We start from the raw sequence: 19,404 nt of genomic DNA, 5'->3' as shown, positions 1-19,404 counted from the left end.
TTTTGCTTAATTGTTTCAGTATGTTTCGGGCGGACGCTAGCAAGGCAATGTGACGGTTGGGTGACAGGTCTTGCGGGTGCAGCAGGATTAGCCAGGCATGAATTGAGTGAGCGAGTAACCGAGTCGGCTGGCCGCCATGATCGCAATCATCACCACCAGAAACAGCAATTGCAGCGGACTGAAATGCGCCCAGTGCAGCGCGGTCAGCCAAGGACGGCGGCTGCTCAGCACTGGATCGAGCGAACCGATACGGCGTTTGTCTACCCGCCCGATCAGGATCGTGCCAACGTAAGTGAGCGCCCCCAGCGGGCCGAGCAGCAGCGAAAACAGCAGCAGCATGACCCCCTGCGGAACCCCGTGGCGTATCACCAGCCACCGCGTGTATGGGTTCCATTTACGTGGAATCAGCCACTCGGTGAGCCACAGGTCCGGCAGGATCACGTGGGCCGTGAGCACCACCCACCAACTCAGTGCAATGCGAAAAAACCAGACCGGCACGCAGGCAAATATCATTGGAATGAAGACGAGGTCCATAGCGGTTTTTTGTGGGGACGGCAGATAGAACAGGCACAGCGCCAAGGCAATCGCGGTCCATAACCGCACCCAGGTTTCGGCGGCGATGGGACGTGGAAGGAAACGCCGCCAGAAGAAAACATCGGCGTAGGGCAACCGGGCGAGCAGGTCGGGAAAACGCCATTTGAGTTTATTCGAGAGTTCGTAACAGGCCTTCCATTCATCCCTCCCAAAGACGTCTGTCACCTTCTTTTGCTGCAGGGGCTTGAGCGGGTTGATCAACAGATGCGCCGCCTGAACGTCGGCCGCCGACATCCGGTCGCTTTCCGCCTTGGCGCGCAGATTGTCGTAGAAACTTTCCTGATCGCAGCGTTCGATCAACGTGTCCCAAAGCCAGTTCGGTTGCGGGTGCAGGCCTTTGTTGTGATCCCAGCCGAACAGTTGGCCGATGCGGTCGAACAGCGGCACACTCCACTCGCTGTCATTGAGCAAGTGCAGCAGGGTTTGCTGCCATTGTTCGCGGCGATCGAAAACCTGCAACCACGGTTGGGCGCTGTAGCGTTTGAGCACGTTGAGGAATTCGCGCTCGCTCTGGCCTTCGAGCAGCGCTTGCAGGTTGTCTCGATAGTCGGCCATCAGATTCTCGGCGAGAACCTCATGCTGACGATCATTCATCAACACGTCCTGCCACGGCCCCAACCATCCAAGTTGCTCGACGGCCCAGTTCAGCACCGGGCTGCGCAGTTGTGCCTGTTCAAAACACAACTGCAGTAACAGCCTTTCGAAGGCCTTGGCGCAGCCTTGCTGTTGCGCCTGATCCCAACGCTCGTCGAGATTTTCGGGCGACAGCCCCTCAAGCAGTTGCCGTGCGGCCTGCGCTTCAAGCGCATACGCCTCTGTGTCCGTGGCCGCCGTCAGTGGCTCGACAGGCAAAACATCATCCTTCGCCGGCGGCGCAAAAGGCTCGGGGGCTGCCGGGTTGACGGGCGGAAAGTCGAGATCGGCAAAATCCCACGCGGTGTTTTGCAGGTGGCTGTGGTTGTTTGCCAGCGCAGCATCGAGTGCCAGTGCGGCAAAGGCGCTGGAAGCCGTGGCCACGGCGACGTCTTCTTCGTCCGCAGGCTCAGCGTTTTCAAGGCGCCACCGGGCAATCGCCAGCGCTTGTTCGTAGGCTTCGCGCAAGCGCTGGAAACCTTCGGCATCCTCATCGGGACGGAAGGTTTTCAGTAGACGCGCATAGGCGCGTTTAATGTCGCGGGCTTCAGCGTCATCGTGCAGGTGCAGCACCGACCAGCAATCCATGGCCAGGCTCCTTATTGCCACGGAGTGCGATCAAGTTCGCTCAGGCGTCGGCTCAAGTCGGTGCGCACTTCACGGATCTGGCGCTCATCCTGAGAGTCGAGCGCGATCTGGAATTGCTTGGCCCAATCGCCCATCAGATCACGCATATCGCCCAAGCTTTCCTGATAGAGGCGCTCCAGACGTGCAGTCAACAGCGTGTTGACCTGCTGCTCGCGCGGATGAATTTTCAGCTGTGCCAGGTTCTGCAGGCGTTGCTGGATCTCCTCGGGCGAGAGCACGCCCGGGTTGTTCTCGATGACCAGCGAATGCTGTTGCCCGGTCAGGGGAATCTTTACCTGGGCTTCGAGCAGGCCGTTGTTGTCGTAGGTGAAACGCACATCGAGAGCGACTTCGCCGGCTTTGCGTTTCGGCACCTTGATGTCCAGTTCGCCGAGTGCCACGTTGTCTTTGACCAGGCGGCTTTCGCCCTGAAAGATCCGTACGATCACTTGCTCCTGATTGTCGTGCAGCGTGTACACGGTTTTTACCCGACTGACCGGGACGATGCTGTTGCGCTCGATGATCGGCAGGTAGTGGCCGCTCTCATAGTTGCGGCCGACCTGTGTGGAGGTCTCGATGCCCAGCGTGTAGGAGCAGACATCGGTCAACACCACTTCTTCCAGCGCTGCAGCGCGAGCCTTGAGTGCCGCTTGAATCGCCGCGCCCTGTGCCACGACCTGATCCGGGTCGAGGGTGATCGACGGGAAGCGGCTGAACAGCCCAGCAGCGAGTTTGCGCACCAGCGGCATGCGCGTGGTGCCGCCGACCAACAGAATTTCGTCCAGATCGCTGACGCGGATGCGCGCATCGCGCAGCGCCCGCTCAATCGGCGCACGCAGGCGTTCGAGCAGCGGCATGTACAGCGTTGCCAACTGTTGCTGGGTGATGGTTTGCGTCCACTGCCGCTCACCGAGCTGCAAGCGGAATTCGGCGCTGTCGTCCTGGCCCAGCGCCTTGCGCACGCGTTCGGCCTCGCGACGCAGCGGCTGGATGACGCTGCTGCGCTCAGGGAAGTCGGCGGCCGAACGGTGCTGGCTGATGAAGTGCTCCAGCAGCACGGTGTCGAAGTCTTCGCCACCGAGGAAGTTGTCACCGGCGCTGGCGCGCACTTCCATGACCCCTTCGAACAGCTCCAGAATCGATACGTCGAACGTGCCGCCACCGAGGTCGAAGACCAGGAACGAAGTTTCCTTGTCGCGCTGGTGCAGTCCATAGGCGAGGGCAGCGGCGGTCGGTTCGTTGATCAGCTTCTCGACCTTCAGCCCGGCCAGTTCGCCGGCGATGCGCGTGGCTTTGCGTTGAGCGTCGCTGAAGTAGGCCGGGACGCTGATCACGGCTTCGGTGACGGTTTCGCCATAGGCGCGTTCAACGTCTTCTTTCAGACTCTTGAGCACCAGCGCGGACAGCTCTTCCGGGCGAAACGCTTTGTCGGCCAGATACGTTTGCGTGGCGCTGCCCATGTGGCGCTTGAACAGCGACGCGGTCAGGCGCGGATGCGTGTGCAGACGCTCACGCGCCGCCTGACCCACCAGAATCCGGCCCTGATCATCCAGGCCGACAACGCTCGGTGTCAGGAACTGACCCAGGGCATTGGGCACCAACTCGGTGGCATCGCCACGCCAGACGGCGACCAGGCTGTTGGTGGTTCCCAGGTCAATCCCTACGATCATTGCAACGAACTCCCTTTGCGCTTGGTAAAAAATGGAAACATTTATGGGCGCGCAGAATATTACCGAGGGAGCGATGCGGTAAAGCAGGATGATGGCTCTGAGCCATTATTTGCGACAGGCAGCCCGACACAGGGCTGTTTCAGGAGAAAAGTGTGGGGCGCGGCCATCATGACTGCGCCCCGCTTGGGTTAAGGCATCACTGGCGGCGTATACGCCAGCGTCGTCCCCAACGCCCACAGCAACAGCAGCACCAGCGGCGTGTGCACCAGCAATTGCACAAAGGAGAATCCGATCAGATCTCGCGCTTTCAGCCCGAGTACGCCGAGCAGCGGCAGCATGTAGAACGGGTTAATCAGGTTCGGCAGCGCTTCGGCCGCGTTGTAGATCTGCACTGCCCAGCCGAGGTGGTACTGCAGATCATTGGCGACCTGCATCACGTACGGCGCCTCGATAATCCACTTGCCGCCACCGGATGGAATGAAGAAACCGAGAATCGCCGAGTACACGCCCATCAACAGTGCATAAGTGTCGTGGGAGGCGATGCTGACGAAGAACGTTGAGATGTGGTGCGCCAGGGTTTGCGCGTCCGTGCCTTTGACCGTGGTCATCAGCGCGGCGATCGAGCCGTACAGCGGGAACTGGATCAACACGCCGGTGGTGGTCGGCACGGCGCGGGCGACGGCATCGAGGAAACTGCGCGGCCGCCAGTGCAGCAAGGCGCCGAGCATGATGAACAGGAAGTTATAGGTGTTCAGCCCGGAAATCGCGGTGATCGCCGGTTTGGTTGAAAACTCATGGAACAGCCATCCCGCCGCCAACAGTACCAGCACGATGATCAGCAGCGGGCTGTGTTCCAGCCATTCACCCGGACGGGTACGCGGTTGCAGCGGTGGCAGGTTGAAGGCCGGGTCGATGCCACAGGCCTTGGCGTCGCGCGCTGAGTTCGGCCCGGGGGCGGTGGCGTAAGCGATGATGATCGAGATCACGATCAGCGCCAGCAGCATCACGCCGGACTGCCAGAGGAAAATCGTTTCGGTGAACGGAATCACCCCGGTGATCGACAGGATCGACGGCGGCAGGCTGGCGGGGTTGGCTTGCAACTGCGCGGCCGACGACGACAAACCCAGCGCCCACACCGCGCCAAGGCCCAGATAGGCAGCGGCGCCGGCGGCGCGGTAATCCATTTTCAGATCGGTGCGGCGGGCGAGGGCGCGGACCAGCAAACCGCCGAATACCAGCGACAGGCCCCAGTTGAGCAACGACGCGACCATTGAGATCAACGCGACCCACGCCACGGCAGAACGGCCGTTTTTCGGGATACGCGCCAAGCGATCAATCAGTTTCACGGCGGGCGGCGAGCTGGCGACTACGTAGCCGCCGATTACCACGAAGGCCATTTGCATGGTGAACGGGATCAGGCTCCAGAACCCGTCGCCGAACGCCATCGCCGCATCGGTGGGTTTCGCGCCCATGGCCAGGGTGGCCAGGGCGACGATGATCACGGCCAGCGCGGCGAATACCCAGGAGTCGGGAAACCAGCGTTCGGCAAAGCTTGAACAGCGCAGGGCAAAGCGCGCAGAGCGGCTATCTTCGATATCAACGGCCACAGGAAGTACCTCGGATTTTTATGGTTATTGTGGTCCGCGGGAACGCTCGCCGATCTCCACAACACAGAGATCCCTGTGGGAGCGAGCCTGCTCGCGAAGAGGTCGGCACATTCGACATTGAGGTTGCCTGAACTGACGCTTTCGCGAGCAGGCTCGCTCCCACATGAGGTTCACTGCGATTGATCGGTGCTGGCGTCGGCCCGCTGGACAGGCATTAACAGTAATTCAACTGCCAATGCTTTGTGAGCAGCTTTTGCAAAACCGGGACTATGGTCTAACGGGTTGTCCACCAGCCCATTTACGTAGACCATGGGCGCCTTGGTTTTTTGCCTGCCAGAGTTCTTTGCCATGACCGCCCAAACCACGGCCAAACCCGTGCCGTTCAGCCGTTCCGACTACAAGACCCTCGGCCTTGCGGCCCTTGGCGGGGCGCTGGAGATTTACGATTTCATCATTTTCGTATTCTTCGCCCTGACCCTCAGCCAGTTGTTCTTCCCGCCGGAAATGCCCGAATGGCTGCGCCTGCTGCAAAGCTTCGGGATTTTCGTCACCGGTTATTTGGCGCGGCCGCTGGGCGGGATTCTGATGGCGCATTTCGCCGACAAACTCGGGCGCAAGAAAGTCTTCAGCCTGAGCATCCTGATGATGGCGCTGCCGTGCCTGCTGATCGGGATCATGCCGACTTATGCCCAGATCGGTTATTTCGCGCCGCTGCTGTTGCTGGCGCTGCGCATCCTGCAGGGCGCGGCGGTCGGCGGGGAGGTGCCGAGTGCCTGGGTGTTTGTCGCCGAGCACGCACCGGCCGGCCATCGTGGTTACGCGTTGGGCTTTTTGCAGGCCGGGCTGACCTTCGGTTATCTGATCGGCGCGCTGACCGCGACGTTCCTCGCGCAAGTCTTCACCCCGGCGGAAATCCTCGATTACGCCTGGCGTTATCCGTTCCTGCTCGGTGGTGTGTTCGGCGTGATCGGCGTTTACCTGCGGCGCTGGTTGAGCGAAACCCCGGTGTTCATGGCCATGGAGGCGCAACGCGAGGCGCGGGTCGAACTGCCGCTGCGTACGGTGTTGCGCGAACATCGACTGGCGATGCTGCCAGCGATGTTGCTGACCTGCGTGCTGACTTCGGCGGTAGTGGTGTTCGTCGTCATCACCCCGACCATGATGCAGAAAACCTTCGGCATGACCGCCAGCCACACCTTCGCCCTCAGCGCGTTGGGCATCGTCTTCCTCAATATCGGCTGTGTGATTGCCGGTCTGTTGGTTGATCGCCTCGGTGCCTGGCGCACGGTCATGCTCTACAGTCTGCTGCTGCCATTGGGTATCGGTGTGCTTTATGGCTGCCTGATCAGCGGTGGCGAGTGGATTGGCATTGCGTATGCCATTGCTGGTCTGGCGTGCGGTGTCGTCGGCGCTGTGCCATCAGTGATGGTCGGCTTGTTCCCCGCGCGTATCCGCGTGTCCGGCATTTCCTTCACCTACAACATTGCCTACGCGGCGTGGGCGAGCATTACACCGCTGTTGTTGATCGGTCTGATGCCGTGGAGCCCGTGGGTCTGTGTGATGTTCTGCGCGGTGATGGGCGTTGTGGGGCTATTGACGGCAGCGTATTTTGGCGCGCGAATGCCGCGCACAGGACAATGTCAGGTGGCCGGAGCTGCCTGACAGCGTTCGCTCGAACTATTTTTGACCGACGGGTCGTAAACGCTCTTCAGAAAAGCTTTTCAAGGCCGATGGCTAGGCTGTATCCCGCTTTCTATCCTGCCCATCGGTACTTCCCCATGTTCAACAAACGCCTGAAGCAAGAGCTGACCGCTCTTCGTGAAGAACTCTCCAGCCTTGTGCAGGTGAAGGAAAGCCTGGAAAGCGAGATGCTGGTGCTGTGCCTGGAACCTGACGGGCGCATTCAATCGGTCAACCAGAACTTCCTCACCGAGATGTTCTACAAGAGCCAGGACCTGATCGGTCGAGCGATTGAAGATATCGTCCCGGCCCACGTAAAGACCGACGAATTCCATCACCGCTTCAAAAACGCCATGACCCGCGGCGAGCATTTCGCCGGTGCCGTGCGCCTGTTGCGCGGCAATGGTGAGGAGGCGTGGCTGCGTTCCATCGTGCAACCGGTGCGTTCTTCGGACGGGCGGATCAAGCACATTTCGCTTTACGCCAGCGACCTGACCCGCACCATCGAAGCCTCGCGTGAACACGAAAACCTGATCGGTGCGCTGGTGCGTTCGACGGCGGTAATCGAGTTCGACCTCAACGGTAATGTGCTCAACGCCAACGATCGCTTTCTCAGCGGCATGGGTTACAGCCTGGCGCAGATCAAGGGCAAACATCACCGCATGTTCTGCACGCCGGAGGAATACAACAGCGCCGAGTACCAGAATTTCTGGCGTCGTCTGAACAATGGCGAGTTCGTGGCCGAGCGCTTCAAACGTGTCGACAGCCATGGTCGTACGGTGTGGCTGGAGGCGTCCTACAACCCGGTGGTCGATGCCAACAACAAGCTGTACAAAGTGGTGAAGTTCGCCACGGTGATCACCGATCAGGTCAACCGCGAGCAAGCCGTCGCCGACGCGGCGAGCATTGCCTACAGCACTTCGCAGCAAACCGACAGCACCGCCCAGCGCGGTACCACGGTGGTGACTGAAGCAGTAAACGTAATGCGTGATCTGTCGCGGCACATGCAGGCCGCCGGTGAGGGTATCGAAGCGCTGAACGAGCAGTCGCAGGTGATCGGCACCATCGTCAAAACCATCAGCGGCATTGCCGAACAGACCAACCTGCTGGCGCTCAATGCTGCCATCGAAGCGGCCCGTGCCGGCGAGCAGGGCCGAGGCTTTGCGGTGGTGGCTGACGAAGTGCGGCAACTGGCGTCGCGCACCAGTCAGGCGACTGAAGAGATCGTCACCGTGGTGCGGCAGAACCAGGAAATGGCACGCAATGCCGTGGCCCTGATGACCGACGGCAAGCTTCAGGCTGAACAAGGGCTGGCGCTGGCGGCAGAGGCGGGCACAGTGATTGTCGAGATTCAGGACGGTGCGCAGAAGGTCGTCAACGCAGTGGGCCAGTTTGCCAATCAACTCTCCCACTGACCTGCACACAACCTCTGTAGGAGCTGTCGAGTGAAACGAGGCTGCGATCTTTTGATCTTGACTCCGAGGATCAACATCAAGATCAAAAGATCGCAGCGTGCCGCAGCTCCTACAGAGTTTTCACCTGCCTGTATTTCGATGCTGGCGCTACAATCGGCTCCTTTTCCCCGGAGCAGATTCCCATGAGCGATTCCCACCGCCGCCCGGTGCCCCTGAACAAAGCCTACCGTTTGCTCAACCACGGGCCGACCGTGCTGGTCAGCGCCGCCCACGACGGCCAGCGCAACATCATGGCTGCCGCCTGGGCGATGCCGCTGGATTTCGAACCGCCGAAAGTCGCCGTTGTCCTCGACAAATCCACCTGGACCCGCCAGTTGCTCGAAGCGTCCGGCACCTTCGTGCTCAACGTCCCGTGCGTCAATCAGGCTGACATCGTGCAAACCGTCGGCAATACGTCGGGTCTGGACATCACCCAAACCCAGGGACAAGACAAATTTCAGGCTTACGGTTTACAGACCTTCAATGGCGAACAAGTCGAAGCACCTTTGCTAGACGGCTGCGTCGCTTGGCTGGAATGCCGTTTGCTCCCGGAGCCGCGCAATCACGAGCAGTACGACCTGTTTCTCGCCGAAGTCATCGCCGCCCATGCCGATGAGCGTGTGTTCAGCGACGGGCGCTGGCATTTCGAAGGGCACGATGGTTTGCGCACGTTGCACCACGTGGCGGGTGGGCATTTCCTCAAGATCGGTGATGCGGTGGATGGTAAGACGCTAGCGGTCTGAATAAAGGCTGATGGCAAAACATTACCGGATGTTGCAAGGTAGAGGGCATCGTCGAACCGATCAGGCGCATGCCCCATGGATCTTTCCCTTTCAAGTTATCTGGCGCCGTTGCTGTCGTTGGCCCTGTTGTGGACGGTGGCCGTGGTCACGCCCGGCCCGAACTTCTTCAACATCGCGCAACTCGCGGTCAGCCGCTCCCGCCGACACGGTGTAGTCGCGGCGCTCGGCGTGGCCAGCGGAACCGTGTTGTGGGGGCTGGCGGGTGGCTTGGGCATTCAGTCGCTGTTCAGTGCCGCGCCGACGCTGTACCTGAGCTTCAAGATTGCCGGTGGCTGCTACCTGATCTACCTCGGGCTCAAGCAGTTCAAGCGCAAGGCGCCGATCGTCGCGGGTACGCTGGATGACTCGCAGCAAACGTTGCTCGGCGCTTATGGCCGCGGCTTTCTGGGCAACATGACCAATCCCAAGTCAGCATTATTCGTCGCCACCATTTTCGCCACGGCCATGCCGGCTCACATCCCGCCACTGTTACTGGCACTGGCGGTGATGACCATGGCGACGCTGTCGTTCAGCTGGTATTGCTGCGTGGCGCTGTTCTTCGCCAGTCGGCGAATCGCTGGTGTGTACGAGCGTTCGCGGCAATGGCTGGATCGGTTCGCGGGTGGCTGCTATCTGTTGTTTGGAACGCATCTGCTGGCGAATCGCTGAGTCGGGTGATCTTCCGGGTTAAACCCGCTGCATGAAGAAAAGGCCTACCTCGCGGTAAGCCTTTTTTGTTTGCGTCCTAGCCTCAATCCCCTAACGCTTCGCCTTCCCGCCGTGGATCCGCGCCCCCCTCCAACGACGCTTTCCCCTGCGCATTCTTGACCCGCACGATGGCCTGGGTGCCGCTGGTCATGTCGATTTCATTTACCGCATGCCCTTTGTCTTTCAGCGCCTGAATCAGCGCCGGGCTGAACTGGCCTTGTTCCAATTCGGTCGGGCCATTGCGGCTGCCGAAGTTGGGCAGGCTGATGGCGCTTTGCGGGTCGAGGTTCCAGTCGAGCAGGCCGACGGTGGTTTTCGCCACGTATTCGATGATTTGCGAACCGCCCGGCGAGCCGACCGTGGCGACGAATTCGCCGCTGTGGCGATCGAAGATCAGCGTTGGCGCCATCGACGAACGCGGGCGTTTGCCCGGTTCGACGCGGTTGGCGACTTTCTGCCCGTTCTCTTCAGGGATGAACGAGAAGTCGGTCATCTGGTTGTTCAGCAGAAAACCCTGAACCATCAGGTGCGAGCCGAACGCGGCTTCGATGGTGGTGGTCATCGACACAGCGCCGCCGAGGTCATCCACCGCGACCACTTGCGAGGTGGAGATGCGCAGCGGCGAACGGTCCGGGGCGTAGGCGACCTGCAGACCCGGTGGCGTGCCCGGTTTGGCGCTGCCCATGCTGCGTTCGCCTATCAGGCTGGCGCGGCTGGCCAGATAACCCGGGTCGACCAGGCCTTTGATCGGCACCGGCACGAAGTCGGTGTCGGCGACGTATTGCGCGCGGTCGGCGTAGGCCAGACGTTCGGCCTCGGCGATCAAATGCACGGCCTGCGGATCCGGTTCAATGCCGGCCGGTTTATCGGTCTTCAGCGGTTTGAGCGGTGTCAGCGAAAGACGTGGATCGCGGGTTTCCAGCGCCTGCAACGTGCCGAGAATCTGCGCCACGGCGATCCCGCCCGACGACGGTGGCGGCATGCCGCAGACCTGCCAGCGTTTGTAGTCGGTGCACAGCGGCGCGCGTTCCTTGGCCTGATAGCGCTGCAGATCGTTCAGCGACAGGCTGCCGGGGTTGGCGTGGCCTTGCACTTTGGCGACGATTTCTTCGGCGATTGGGCCTTTGTACAGTGCGTCCGCACCTTCGTTGGCGATGCGTTTGAGCACTGCGGCCAGAGCCGGGTTTTGCAGGCGCGTGCCGACGGCTTTGACGCTGCCATCGGCGTTCAGGAAATACTTGGCCATGTCCTGCGACTGGCGAATGACTGGATCTGATTCCAGCAGCGAATGCAGGCGCGGCGAAATGGCAAAGCCTTGCTCGGACAGTTTAATCGCCGGTTCAAACAGCTTGGCCCACGGCAGGCGACCGTGTTGTTTGTGTGCCATCTCCAGCGCGCGCAACACGCCCGGTGTACCGACCGAGCGACCGCCGATCTGCGCCTGAGGGAACGACATCGGCTGGCCATCGGCACGCAAGAACAGCTTTTCGGTCGCGCCGGCCGGTGCGGTTTCGCGGCCGTCATACGTGCGCACTTGTTTACCGTCCCACAACACGATCATTGCGCCGCCGCCGATCCCGGAAGACTGCGGCTCAACCAGGGTCAGCACCGCTTGCATCGCAATCGCCGCATCAATCGCCGAACCGCCTTGACGCAGCATTTCGCGACCGGCCTCAGCAGCCAGAGGATTGGCAGCGGCAGCCATGTGTTTGCTGGCGTGACGGGTTTGCAGGTCGGTGCGGAAACCGGAAGCGGCTTCCGGGGCCAGCGGCAAAGTCGAGGAGGGCGGGGCGTTGCACGCGGTGAGGGTCAGGGCGCTGATGATCAGCGTCAGGGCTGGCAGGCGAAAGCGGCTCAAGGGCAAGGCTGAAAACACGCGGGCTCTCCGTCCGTGGGATAAAAGTCTCAGGGACTTTATCGACCGCTCGGTCGCGACGCAAACCGATGGGCATTTTTGTCTTTCTTTTCGGGGCGGATGTTCGCTAGGGTCAACCGCAATCGACCGACCGCACACGTCCCCTGTAGGAGTGAGCCCGCTCGCGATAGCGGTGGGTCAGTCAGCAATGATGTTGAATGTGATAACGCTATCGCGAGCAGGCTCACTCCTACAATTACAAGATCAACAAGAGACCGATATGCACAGCGAGTTCCCCACCGAATCCAGCTACCGCGATCAACGCGAACAGTTCATCGCCGCCGCTAACGCCGCCGGTGCCACGCTCACCTCGTACGCCCATCCACGCTGCGGCCCCTTTGGCGAACCCCTGAGCACCGACGTCGCCGTGCTCGGCGATCCACAGGCCAAACGCCGACTGGTAGCGCTCAGCGGTACGCACGGTGTCGAGGGCTATTACGGCTCGGACTGCCAGATCGATTGGCTGAAAACCTTCGAACCTGGTTCGCTGCCCAAGGATGTCGCGGTGGTCATGGTTCACCTGATCAACCCATGGGGCACGGCGTGGTTACGCCGGGTCAACGAAGACAACATCGACCTCAACCGCAATCATCTGGATTTCACCGGGCCGCTACCGGATAACCGCGCATACGCCGCACTGCATGAAATCTACGCCTGCACCGATTTGCACGGCCCCGAGCGCCAACGTGCGGATGCCTTGCTCGATGCGCAAATCAACGAACACGGCTGGCCGGCGGTGATGTCGATTGTCGAGGGTGGTCAACACAGCCATCCCGACGGACTGTTTTACGGCGGCCGCGCGCCGAGCTGGTCGAATCGCACCTTGCACCAAATCATCAAAACGCATCTGGCTGGCGCTGAAACCGTGATGTGTTTTGACCTGCACACCGGTGCTGGCGAATACGGTCATCCGATGTTGCTGACCATCACCCAGGCGCCTTACCCGGCACTCGCGCAGGCCCAGGCAATTTATGGCTCTTGGCTTTACACCCTGCACACCGGCGCCGACACCTTGAGCGAAACCGGAGTGGCCGCGACTGCCACCGGTTACACCTCACAGGCGTTGCTTAATGCATTGCCGGACGTGCAATTGATGCCGTTCGTGATCGAGTGCGGGACGTATCCGGGGCCGGATGTGCATCGGCATTTGCGTGATGACCAGTGGCTGCATTTGCACGGTGATCCGCTGGATGCGATAGGGCGCGAGATCAAACTGAATCTGCTTGAGCAGTTCTATCCAACTGATCCGGATTGGCGGGCGATGGTCGGTTTGCGCACTCGGCAAATCTGGGCGAAAGGGTTGTCGGCGTTGGCTTGCTGAAAAGGCATTTCGCGCCTGTAGTACCTCGCCGCAACTTGGCGGTTGCTCTGCATTTTTCCTACAGATTTTTCAGGTCGACAACTTACGCGCCCTTACCTGAGGATGGTTTTTATCGTTTTTTCCAGGATGGATTTCAGATGAAAAGGATGAGTCCGTTGCCATTCAACTCTATGTTCAGTCGGCCATTGTCATGAGTGTTTCCAATGAGGACCGCGATTTTCTGGTGGCGATGGGCAGTCGCATTGCTCACTTACGCACAGTTCACGAGATCACACAGACTCGGTTTGCACGGGCTTTAGGTCTTTCCCGGCAAACCTTTCAGGGCTACGAGGAGGGCACTCGCAGCATGCCGGTCACGACACTGGTGAAGATGGCATTTGCGCTTCGCGTGCCTGTTGAAGACCTGCTCGGCGTTCCCTCGTACACGGAGAGGCCCAGACGCAGCTTGACCTCGACGTGGTATCGACGGCTGCAGTCCATCAATGAACTTTCGAAGGTCCAACAGAAGGTCATTGCGCAGATGCTCGACGCGCTGATCGCGCAGGCAGCGACCAAAACGAGCAACGAAGAAAAAGAAGTTTGAAGTAACCCAAAGAACGCGGAACCAAGGTGCACGAACACCCTGGCCCCGCTAACCAAAAGCAGCTAGACAGGAGCTAATCATGGCTAAAACCAATCATACGTCATCAACCCCCATCACTGAACGCCGGCTGAAAATCGCCGCTGATTTTTACCCCGTCCACACAAAGGAAAAATCCTACAGCCCCGCCAAACCGGTGCCCTGGATCAGGCTTCGCGGGCTGTGGTTGCGGCAGGCGGGATTCGAGGTGAACGAGAACGTCAAAGTGCGTGTGATGAAAGGGTGTCTGGTGATTACAGCGGAATAGATGAATCGTCCGAGTAAAGCCGCAACGCTATTTGCGTAGGAAAAAACGCCGCTAACCCTCAAGGGATAGCGGCGTTTTTTCTCAAATAGCGCTTTTGATTATCTTGAATTTTGTGGCGGGCGAGGCCGGTATTACTTGGCTAAAAGCCTGATTGTGAGGAAGGCATTATCTTGAATTTGATATTGGCTTATGTGAAAAAAGGCGAAGTGCAAACTGTAAGCACTGATCCAATCGAAAGGGCTGAAGAAAGGCCTTCTGTAGGTGGGGAGCCGGAGGGGGGATTATTGCAGGCATAAAAAAACGGCCTACCTTTCGGTAAGCCGTTTTTAGTACTTGGTGGCTACACAGGGACTTGAACCCCGGACCCCAGCATTATGAATGCTATGCTCTAACCAACTGAGCTATGTAGCCAAGTGGCGCGCATTATTCCCCTGAAATGGAAAAGCGTCAAGCGTAAATTTAAAATATTTCTTCTTATTTTCAACCGCTTATCCTCCAGCCCGGAAAATCCGGGCCGAGCGGGGCATCAACGCAGCTGAAATCTTGCCGTATTGGCGCTCAAGGCGTGGCTGCCCCGACTCAGGGTATCCGCCGCAAGGTTCACCGCGCGTGCGCCTTCGAGCAGACGCACGGCCGCCTGATCGACCTGCTGGATATTGCCGCTGACTTCGTCGGCGGTGCTCGCCTGTTCCTCAACCGCCGTGGCGATCTGCGCCAACGTGTCGGTAACGCTTTGCACGGCGCTGGCGATTTCACCCAAACGTTCACCGAGACCGGTGACTGACTCGGCATCGGTTTGCGCCTGGCCGCAGGCAGCTTCCATCAAACTCACGGCTTCGTTGACCGTTGCGCGCAAACTGTCGACCGTACCGGCGATCTGCGCAGTTGACGACTGTGTACGTTGCGACAGGCTGCGCACCTCGTCGGCGACCACGGCAAAGCCGCGACCCTGTTCACCGGCGCGTGCGGCTTCAATGGCTGCGTTGAGCGCGAGCAGGTTGGTCTGTTCGGCAACACCGCGAATGGTGTCGACCACCAATTGAATCTGCTGACCTTGTTCACTGACCCGACCGAGTGCCGCTGCAGTTTCGTTCAAACGCTGATTGAGCTGCTGAATACTTGCCGTAGTGCGTTGGCTATCGCGGCTGCTGTCAGCGGCAATGCGCCGGGTGTGCTGAGCGCTGCCGGAGGCCTGTTCGCAGCTTTGCGCCACGCCTTGCGAGGTCGCGGCCAATTGCGTGGCAGCAGCGGCGATCTGGCTGATCTGCAACTGTTGCGCCTCGACTTCGCTGAGGGCGCCGCTGGAATGCTCGTTGAGACTGCGCACGGCGCTGCTCAGTTGCGAAGTCTCGTGATCGACGCCAAGCATGCTGCTACGCAGTTGCACCACGGCCACGTTGAGTGCAGTGCTGATCGCCGCGAGTTCATCACGACCCACGACCGGCACTTGCAAACTCAGATTGCCATCGCGCAGGGCTTCGGCGAGTAGGGTGATGCCGCTGGCGCTGCGACGGATCGAGGCTTGCAGGCAGACAAACAGGTACAACGCCGCGAGCAGCAGGCAGCCGAAAATCGCCGCGACGATGATGAACTGACGAATCGCCGAGCTGTGGTAGGCATCGAGTCGTTGATCCAGCGACACCAGCGATTGCTGGCGCAGTGAGGCTAGGTCGGTCAGCAGCGCATCGAGGCTGCGTTCGAACTCTTCGGGTTTGAGATTGATAGAGCCGCCGAACACGCCGTCGTCCAACACCTTCAGACCGCTGTCGAGGTTTTTGAGGCTGTCGTGGTATTGGCTGGCCCAGCTCTGCTGATCTTGCGGCAGACGTGCTTCGAGCAGCGTGGCCGTTTTGACCAGTTGCTCGCGGGCGTCACCGATGCGGCTGCGCAGGTCGCGCAACTGCAAACGGCTTTGCAGGGTGAATTGGCCGGAGACGACCGAGGCCTGGCCGACGGCGGCAAGGCGTCCAACGCGTTCGATCAGGTCCGGGGCGTGTTGCGTGGAGATCTGCGTGAGCAGATAGGTTTCCAGCCACGGCGCGAGGGTCAGGCGATTGTCCATGACGATCTGCTCGCGCAACGCTTGCAGGGCGCTGAGGGCGTTGGTGAAACGGTCGTAACCGTCCGGCCACCAACCGACACCGCTGAGGCTTTTCGAGTCCAGGCCGTTGAGCGCGGTTTGCAGCGCTTGATAGCGGGTGAGTGTTTCCCCCTCGGCGCCTTCATTTTTCAGCGCAGCGCCTAAATCGGTGGTGGCTTGCAGAACCGCCGGTTGCACCGCGTCGAATGCGCCCATGGCGGCGAGGGTGGCCGGCGTCGGTTGGCGATTGGTTTCCGTGGCGCGCCAACGCGCGGCGCGGTCACGTTGGGCGGCGAGCAGGTTGTCCAGCGCATCCAGCGCGAGCAACTGACGCACGCCGGCACGTTCGCCGGAAATCAGATTGAGTTTGTCGCGATAGTCCTGGCCAATCATCAACAGGCTGCCGGCCAACGGCAGAATGAACAGCAGAAACAACAACTGGAATTTACCTGCGAAGCCAAACCGCCCCAGCAATTTGATCCCCGGTGAAAGGAAAGCCTGCATGCCTCATGACTCCTCTGGACACCACGCACCATTGGCGTGCATCGCGGTCGTTCGACGTTGATGTTGTGCCCTGCTAAAAGGCCTCGAAAGTTCACTCTCGCCCGCTCTGTAGGCCGGCTCTGTAGCGAAACTTCCCAATGTCGGTCGCCTTTGTAAGGCGCCCGCGTTCAAGGGATGAAACAAGGCAAGATTCAGACCATGGCGTTGCGCTATCATCTTGCCGAACACCCTGCCCCTGTAGGAGCTGACGCAGGCTGCGATCTTTTGATCTTTGTTTTTAAGATCAAGATCAAAAGATCGCAGCCTGCGGCAGCTCCGACAGGAATTGATCTGTGATTCAGTTGGTTAGTTAGCTGGCTAAGGGGATGGCGCTGGCGCACCGAAAAATGGCACATTGACGCACCTGCCTGCGTGCACCCATCTGCTGTCCGGAAACTTTCATGGCTATCAGCAACGTTCAGACCGCCGCTGCCTCGGCGCCCGCTGCTCCGCAAAGCAGCCCATTGGTGATGCGTATCATCGGCGCGGTGGCGCTGGCGCATTTGATCAACGACCTGATCCAGTCGGTATTGCCGTCGATCTACCCGATGCTCAAGGCCAATTACGGCCTGACCTTTACTCAGGTCGGCCTGATTACTCTGACCTTTCAGCTGACCGCATCTTTGTTGCAGCCGTGGGTCGGTTATCACACCGATCGGCATCCGAAACCCTGGCTGTTGCCGGCGGGGTCGATTTGCACGTTGATTGGCATCGTGATGATGTCGATGGTTGGCAGCTTCCCCTTGATTCTGCTGGCGGCGGCGCTCATCGGTATCGGTTCCTCGACGTTCCACCCCGAAGCCTCGCGGATCGCACGACTGGCCTCGGGCGGACGCTTTGGCCTGGCGCAGTCGACCTTTCAGGTCGGCGGTAACGCCGGTTCCGCGTTCGGCCCGTTGCTGGCGGCGGCGATCATCATTCCGTTCGGTCAGGCCAACGTGGCGTGGTTCGGCTTGTTCGCGGTGTTTGCGTTATTCGTGCTGTACCGCATCAGTCGCTGGTACGCCCATCACTTGAACCTGTTCAAGCTCAAGGCCGGTCAGGCAGCGACTCACGGGCTGTCGAAGGGCAGGGTGACCAGTGCGTTGGTGGTGCTGGGGCTGTTGGTGTTCTCCAAGTATTTCTACATGGCCAGCCTCACGAGCTATTTCACGTTCTACCTGATCGAGAAGTTCGACCTGTCGGTGGCCAGTTCGCAGTTGCACCTGTTCCTGTTCCTCGGTGCGGTGGCGGCGGGCACGTTCTTTGGCGGGCCGATCGGCGACAAGATCGGGCGTAAGGCGGTGATCTGGTTCTCGATCCTCGGCGTCGCGCCGTTCACGCTGCTGATGCCCCACGTTGATCTGTTTTGGACCAGCGTCCTCAGCGTGGTGATCGGCTTCATTCTGGCTTCAGCGTTCTCGGCGATTGTGGTGTACGCGCAGGAACTGGTTCCGGGTAATGTCGGGATGATTGCCGGGGTGTTCTTCGGTTTGATGTTTGGTTTTGGCGGGATTGGCGCGGCGTTGCTGGGGCACCTGGCGGATATTCACGGGATTGAGTACGTGTATTTCCTCTGCTCGTTCCTGCCGTTGTTTGGCGTGTTGGCAATCTTCTTGCCGCGTACCAAAAAGGCCTGATTCACGCATTTCCCATTGTAGGAGTGAGCCTGCTCGCGATAGCGGTGTGTCAGTCAGCACATCTGTAGCTGATAGAACGCTATCGCGAGCAGGCTCACTCCTACAGGGGGAATGTGTTGAGGCATAAATTTCAGGCACAAAAAAGCCGCGTATCAAACGCGGCTTTTTCTTGGGCGTAACGCTTACACGTTGAAGCGGAAGTGCATCACGTCGCCGTCCTTGACGATGTAATCCTTGCCTTCCAGGCGCCATTTACCGGCTTCTTTGGTACCGGCTTCGCCCTTGTACTGGATGAAGTCGTTGTAGGCGATGACTTCGGCACGGATGAAGCCTTTCTCGAAGTCGGTGTGGATCACGCCGGCAGCCTGAGGTGCGGTGGCACCGACTTTGACGGTCCAGGCGCGGACTTCTTCGACACCGGCGGTGAAGTAGGTCTGCAGGTGCAGCATTTCGTAACCGGCGCGGATCACGCGGTTCAGGCCAGGCTCTTCCAGGCCCAGGGCCTCGAGGAACATGTCCTTCTCTTCGCCGTCATCGAGTTCGGCGATTTCCGCTTCGATCTTGTTGCAGACCGGAACGACCATCGCGCCTTCTTCTTCGGCAATGGCGCGAACCACGTCCAGGTGCGGATTGTTCTCGAAACCGTCTTCAGCGACGTTGGCGATGTACATGACCGGTTTGGTGGTCAGCAGGTGGAAGCCCTTGATCACGGCCTTTTCGTCAGCGCTCATGTTCTTCATCAGGCTGCGCGCCGGCTTGGCTTCGGTGAAGTGCGCGATCAGTTGCTCAAGCAATGCTTTCTGAACGACTGCATCCTTGTCACCGCCCTTGGCGTTGCGCGCAACTTTCTGCAGTTGCTTCTCGCAGCTGTCGAGGTCGGCGAAGATCAGTTCCAGGTCGATGATTTCGATGTCGCGTTTCGGGTCGACGCTGTTGGAAACGTGGATCACGTTTTCGTCTTCGAAGCAGCGCACCACGTGAGCGATGGCGTCGGTCTCGCGGATGTTGGCGAGGAACTTGTTGCCCAGGCCCTCACCTTTCGAGGCGCCGGCCACCAGGCCTGCGATGTCGACGAATTCCATGGTGGTCGGCAGGATGCGCTTCGGATTGACGATGGCCGCCAGTGCTTCCAGGCGCGGATCCGGCATCGGCACGATGCCGCTGTTCGGCTCGATGGTGCAGAAGGGGAAGTTCTCGGCCGCGATACCGGATTTGGTCAGGGCGTTGAACAGGGTGGACTTGCCGACGTTAGGCAGGCCGACGATGCCGCAATTGAATCCCATG

At 59.9% G+C, this 19,404-nt stretch carries 15 protein-coding genes, 1 tRNA gene and 1 pseudogene; 10 read left to right on the top strand and 7 right to left on the bottom strand.

What is annotated here, in order from left to right; all coding sequences use genetic code 11:
• Positions 1–87 precede the first annotated feature (87 nt).
• The 3 genes from J0G10_RS26100 to J0G10_RS26090 form a co-directional block, all read right to left on the bottom strand.
• Positions 88–1,815, bottom strand: coding sequence for a J domain-containing protein (locus J0G10_RS26100; protein WP_220556994.1), 1,728 nt, complete (start codon positions 1,813–1,815; stop codon positions 88–90).
• 11 nt (positions 1,816–1,826) lie between these two features.
• Entirely contained in the window at positions 1,827–3,524 is a 1,698-nt protein-coding gene (locus tag J0G10_RS26095; protein ID WP_220556993.1) for a molecular chaperone HscC, read from the bottom strand.
• Between the two features lie 188 nt (positions 3,525–3,712).
• The gene (locus J0G10_RS26090) at positions 3,713–5,131 is read right to left on the bottom strand and encodes a short-chain fatty acid transporter (RefSeq protein WP_007912940.1); all 1,419 of its coding nucleotides are present in this window, start codon (positions 5,129–5,131) and stop codon (positions 3,713–3,715) included.
• 348 nt (positions 5,132–5,479) lie between these two features.
• On the opposite strand from J0G10_RS26090, the gene J0G10_RS26085 reads away from it, so the two are divergent.
• The 5 genes and pseudogenes from J0G10_RS26085 (at position 5,480) to J0G10_RS26070 (ending at position 9,716) form a co-directional block, all read left to right on the top strand.
• Positions 5,480–6,793, top strand: a complete 1,314-nt coding sequence (locus J0G10_RS26085) for an MFS transporter (protein WP_095125799.1) — start codon at positions 5,480–5,482, stop codon at positions 6,791–6,793.
• A pseudogene (locus J0G10_RS30415) lies at positions 6,769–7,686 on the top strand (PAS domain-containing protein); the annotation flags it as partial. The gene J0G10_RS26085 and the pseudogene J0G10_RS30415, both read left to right, overlap by 25 nt.
• Positions 7,666–8,226 (top strand): methyl-accepting chemotaxis protein, encoded by a 561-nt coding sequence (locus J0G10_RS30410; RefSeq protein WP_371748318.1) that lies wholly within the window; start codon positions 7,666–7,668, stop codon positions 8,224–8,226. The pseudogene J0G10_RS30415 and the gene J0G10_RS30410, both read left to right, overlap by 21 nt.
• 182 nt (positions 8,227–8,408) lie before the next feature.
• A complete protein-coding gene (locus J0G10_RS26075) occupies positions 8,409–9,008 on the top strand; it encodes a flavin reductase family protein (RefSeq protein WP_095050594.1) in 600 nt (199 codons plus the stop codon).
• Positions 9,009–9,083: 75 nt separating this feature from the next.
• A complete protein-coding gene (locus J0G10_RS26070) occupies positions 9,084–9,716 on the top strand; it encodes a LysE family translocator (protein ID WP_220556992.1) in 633 nt (210 codons plus the stop codon).
• Positions 9,717–9,798: 82 nt separating this feature from the next.
• Here the strand turns inward: J0G10_RS26070 and ggt are convergent, their stop codons facing one another.
• Positions 9,799–11,631 carry a gamma-glutamyltransferase gene (ggt, locus tag J0G10_RS26065; RefSeq protein WP_220556991.1) on the bottom strand — a complete coding sequence of 611 codons (1,833 nt, stop codon included), beginning with the start codon at positions 11,629–11,631 and terminating at the stop codon, positions 9,799–9,801.
• A gap of 259 nt (positions 11,632–11,890) precedes the next feature.
• Between ggt and J0G10_RS26060 the strand changes: the two genes are divergently transcribed.
• From J0G10_RS26060 to J0G10_RS26050, 3 genes are all read left to right on the top strand, one after another.
• Complete coding sequence (locus J0G10_RS26060; protein ID WP_220556990.1) at positions 11,891–12,991, top strand: DUF2817 domain-containing protein; 1,101 nt, start codon at positions 11,891–11,893, stop codon at positions 12,989–12,991.
• 190 nt (positions 12,992–13,181) lie between these two features.
• Positions 13,182–13,574, top strand: a complete 393-nt coding sequence (locus J0G10_RS26055; protein WP_245398004.1) for a helix-turn-helix domain-containing protein — start codon at positions 13,182–13,184, stop codon at positions 13,572–13,574.
• Between the two features lie 79 nt (positions 13,575–13,653).
• Positions 13,654–13,878 carry a SymE family type I addiction module toxin gene (locus J0G10_RS26050; protein ID WP_034156047.1) on the top strand — a complete coding sequence of 75 codons (225 nt, stop codon included), beginning with the start codon at positions 13,654–13,656 and terminating at the stop codon, positions 13,876–13,878.
• 334 nt (positions 13,879–14,212) lie between these two features.
• Here J0G10_RS26050 and J0G10_RS26045 read toward each other — a convergent pair.
• Both J0G10_RS26045 and J0G10_RS26040 read right to left on the bottom strand, forming a co-directional pair.
• A tRNA-Met gene (locus tag J0G10_RS26045) sits at positions 14,213–14,289 on the bottom strand.
• 115 nt (positions 14,290–14,404) lie between these two features.
• The gene (locus J0G10_RS26040) at positions 14,405–16,462 is read right to left on the bottom strand and encodes a methyl-accepting chemotaxis protein (protein WP_220556989.1); all 2,058 of its coding nucleotides are present in this window, start codon (positions 16,460–16,462) and stop codon (positions 14,405–14,407) included.
• 198 nt (positions 16,463–16,660) lie between these two features.
• Here J0G10_RS26040 and J0G10_RS26035 point away from each other — a divergent pair, with 198 nt between their 5' ends.
• Complete coding sequence (locus J0G10_RS26035) at positions 16,661–16,798, top strand: hypothetical protein (protein ID WP_156685514.1); 138 nt, start codon at positions 16,661–16,663, stop codon at positions 16,796–16,798.
• Between the two features lie 104 nt (positions 16,799–16,902).
• Positions 16,903–18,120 carry an MFS transporter gene (locus J0G10_RS26030; protein WP_093441447.1) on the top strand — a complete coding sequence of 406 codons (1,218 nt, stop codon included), beginning with the start codon at positions 16,903–16,905 and terminating at the stop codon, positions 18,118–18,120.
• Positions 18,121–18,302: 182 nt separating this feature from the next.
• Here J0G10_RS26030 and ychF read toward each other — a convergent pair whose 3' ends face one another.
• Positions 18,303–19,403 (bottom strand): redox-regulated ATPase YchF, encoded by a 1,101-nt coding sequence (gene ychF, locus J0G10_RS26025; protein ID WP_007912904.1) that lies wholly within the window; start codon positions 19,401–19,403, stop codon positions 18,303–18,305.
• Position 19,404: the final 1 nt, after the last annotated feature.

The sequence above is a fragment of the Pseudomonas germanica genome, assembly GCF_019614655.1.
GTDB lineage: Bacteria > Pseudomonadota > Gammaproteobacteria > Pseudomonadales > Pseudomonadaceae > Aquipseudomonas > Aquipseudomonas neuropathica.
The sequence above is the reverse complement of the archived record's forward strand: the minus strand, read 5'-3'. Positions and strand labels throughout refer to the sequence as shown.

What these genes read in the sequence shown, in the direction of transcription:
- J0G10_RS26100 (WP_220556994.1), bottom strand. Translation starts at nt 1,815, where the DNA reads ATGGATTGCTGGTCGGTGCTGCACCTGCACGATGACGCTGAAGCCCGC.
- J0G10_RS26095 (WP_220556993.1), bottom strand. Translation starts at nt 3,524, where the DNA reads ATGATCGTAGGGATTGACCTGGGAACCACCAACAGCCTGGTCGCCGTC.
- J0G10_RS26085 (WP_095125799.1), top strand. Translation starts at nt 5,480, where the DNA reads ATGACCGCCCAAACCACGGCCAAACCCGTGCCGTTCAGCCGTTCCGAC.
- J0G10_RS26075 (WP_095050594.1), top strand. Translation starts at nt 8,409, where the DNA reads ATGAGCGATTCCCACCGCCGCCCGGTGCCCCTGAACAAAGCCTACCGT.
- J0G10_RS26070 (WP_220556992.1), top strand. Translation starts at nt 9,084, where the DNA reads ATGGATCTTTCCCTTTCAAGTTATCTGGCGCCGTTGCTGTCGTTGGCC.
- J0G10_RS26060 (WP_220556990.1), top strand. Translation starts at nt 11,891, where the DNA reads ATGCACAGCGAGTTCCCCACCGAATCCAGCTACCGCGATCAACGCGAA.
- J0G10_RS26055 (WP_245398004.1), top strand. Translation starts at nt 13,182, where the DNA reads ATGAGTGTTTCCAATGAGGACCGCGATTTTCTGGTGGCGATGGGCAGT.
- J0G10_RS26050 (WP_034156047.1), top strand. Translation starts at nt 13,654, where the DNA reads ATGGCTAAAACCAATCATACGTCATCAACCCCCATCACTGAACGCCGG.
- J0G10_RS26040 (WP_220556989.1), bottom strand. Translation starts at nt 16,462, where the DNA reads ATGCAGGCTTTCCTTTCACCGGGGATCAAATTGCTGGGGCGGTTTGGC.
- J0G10_RS26035 (WP_156685514.1), top strand. Translation starts at nt 16,661, where the DNA reads ATGGCGTTGCGCTATCATCTTGCCGAACACCCTGCCCCTGTAGGAGCT.
- J0G10_RS26030 (WP_093441447.1), top strand. Translation starts at nt 16,903, where the DNA reads ATGGCTATCAGCAACGTTCAGACCGCCGCTGCCTCGGCGCCCGCTGCT.
- ychF (WP_007912904.1), bottom strand. Translation starts at nt 19,403, where the DNA reads ATGGGATTCAATTGCGGCATCGTCGGCCTGCCTAACGTCGGCAAGTCC.